Source organism: Mesorhizobium sp. WSM4810 (assembly GCF_055811235.1).
Window position 1 is genome coordinate 1 of sequence record NZ_JBVVQV010000074.1, and the last position, 1485, is coordinate 1485.

2 protein-coding genes and 1 pseudogene are annotated in these 1485 nt (G+C 61.3%); 1 reads left to right on the plus strand and 2 read right to left on the minus strand.

Annotated features, from left to right (window positions below):
- Positions 1 to 548: 548 nt before the first annotated feature.
- Positions 549 to 734, minus strand: coding sequence for a hypothetical protein (locus AC0L3O_RS35320; protein WP_473618135.1), 186 nt, complete (start codon positions 732 to 734; stop codon positions 549 to 551).
- Between the two features lie 32 nt (positions 735 to 766).
- Between AC0L3O_RS35320 and AC0L3O_RS35325 the strand changes: the two are divergent.
- Positions 767 to 865, plus strand: a pseudogene (locus AC0L3O_RS35325) (IS5/IS1182 family transposase); the annotation flags it as partial.
- A 65-nt stretch (positions 866 to 930) separates the two neighbouring features.
- On the opposite strand, the gene AC0L3O_RS35330 reads toward AC0L3O_RS35325, so the two are convergent.
- Positions 931 to 1281 (minus strand): hypothetical protein, encoded by a 351-nt coding sequence (locus AC0L3O_RS35330; RefSeq protein ID WP_473618137.1) that lies wholly within the window; start codon positions 1279 to 1281, stop codon positions 931 to 933.
- Positions 1282 to 1485: the final 204 nt, after the last annotated feature.

A 1485-nucleotide genomic window follows, 5' to 3' on the forward strand; every position in this document is an offset into this window, starting at 1 on the left:
CCGCGCGAGTCCGAAACTTCATCGACGGTGGTGGTAGCGGGACGATGTGAAAGGTTCGCGGCGAAGGTGATTTGTTCCTCACTTTGAAGGCGCTGCATCCCAGTCTCCCCTGTGGGAGAAGGTGGATGGGCACGAAACGTCGAGCCGAATGAGCGACCGTCCTCATGTTGCCGGGCCTCACTCGAGCATCACCCGAGCATGCAGCCGGGAGACCCGCGGCGGCGGCAGCTTTCGGCGAGATCATGGACCGATTTCTCAATAGTCTGTGACGTGTCTGCAGAGCGAGCCTAGGCGGCGACGCATGCGAGGCTGGCGCGGGGCTGGTCAAGAGGGCATTGTCGACATTCAGGGCAGCGGAACCGGCTCGGCTCGGCAGAGAAGCGAACTGGGCCTCTTGACACATGATCGCCTTTGGGGGGGCGGAGAGATGACCGCCTTGCGGAGATTTGAGAGGCCGGCTGTTGTCCGGGCTGGCCGCCACAGCACCGAGCGTATCGTGTTCGACGTCAATGAGGCGGCCAATATCCTGCTGCGTGATCTACATTGTCCTACGACATTCCCTTGATGGCCCTGGTTCTCGTCCAGCCCCTTATGTCCGCGTCGTCTTTCCTGCCGGCCGTGAACATCGTCTTCGCTCTTTTGAGCGTTGCCCACGTCGCCTCGGTTCGCCTGCCATCGCCGAACCGGGCCATGTACCTGGCTATCACGCTCTTCGCGGTGATTGCGTCGGTCATCCTCATTCACCGGGGGGCAATTTGATGCCGCGTGGCAGACGGTCTACTGGTGGTTCCGGCGCTTTGTACGGCTGATGCTGTTTCGCACGATCCACGACATCGCCCTGATGGCCGACCGCGAGCGGGCCGGGCACAACCTGATCCGGAAAGGCGCCGCGAGGCTCTGAGGGGCAGACTGCTGGCCAAACCAAGTGCCCTATTCGCAAACCACACGGTATCGCTTGCCGGGCTCGCTGACGTTCTTGCAGACAAGCGGCTTGTGCGGCTCATAAGAGGAAGGCGGAGGACTTGCGATCCGCGATGCGCGTCTGTTTGATGTCTTGTGACTTGCCGTACGGCGCAGTTTGAGCCTTTCCGGCTCCTGTGGCGCAACCGGAAACACGCTGGTTTCGATGTGTGGCTGCTGCAGGTGGGGCGGCGCTTTGTCAAAGAATCGCCTGGCATCAAGCAGTCTCGGAATAATCACCGTACCATCATCGCTGCGCGCGCAGCCGCTACCCAACAGTAAAGCCAGCCCCACGAAAAAAGGCAGAATCCGTTCGAGCATAAGCACCAACCTTGGCGGGCATATACCCCGGCTTGCGAGTCACTGACAACTGGCGGAATGGGCACGAAGAAGGGGCGGCATTGCTTGCCGCCCTTCCAAATTGTCGAAATACGCGGACCTTAGAAATCCATACCGCCCATGCCACCCATGCCGCCGCCAGGCATGCCGGCAGGCATGCCGCCGCCAGCCGACTCCTTCTTCGGC

Excerpts from the sequence above, each read along its gene's own strand:
- AC0L3O_RS35320 (WP_473618135.1), bottom strand. The coding sequence starts at position 734 with ATGACCGACGCAATCACCGCGAAGAGCGTGATAGCCAGGTACATGGCC.
- AC0L3O_RS35330 (WP_473618137.1), bottom strand. The coding sequence starts at position 1,281 with ATGCTCGAACGGATTCTGCCTTTTTTCGTGGGGCTGGCTTTACTGTTG.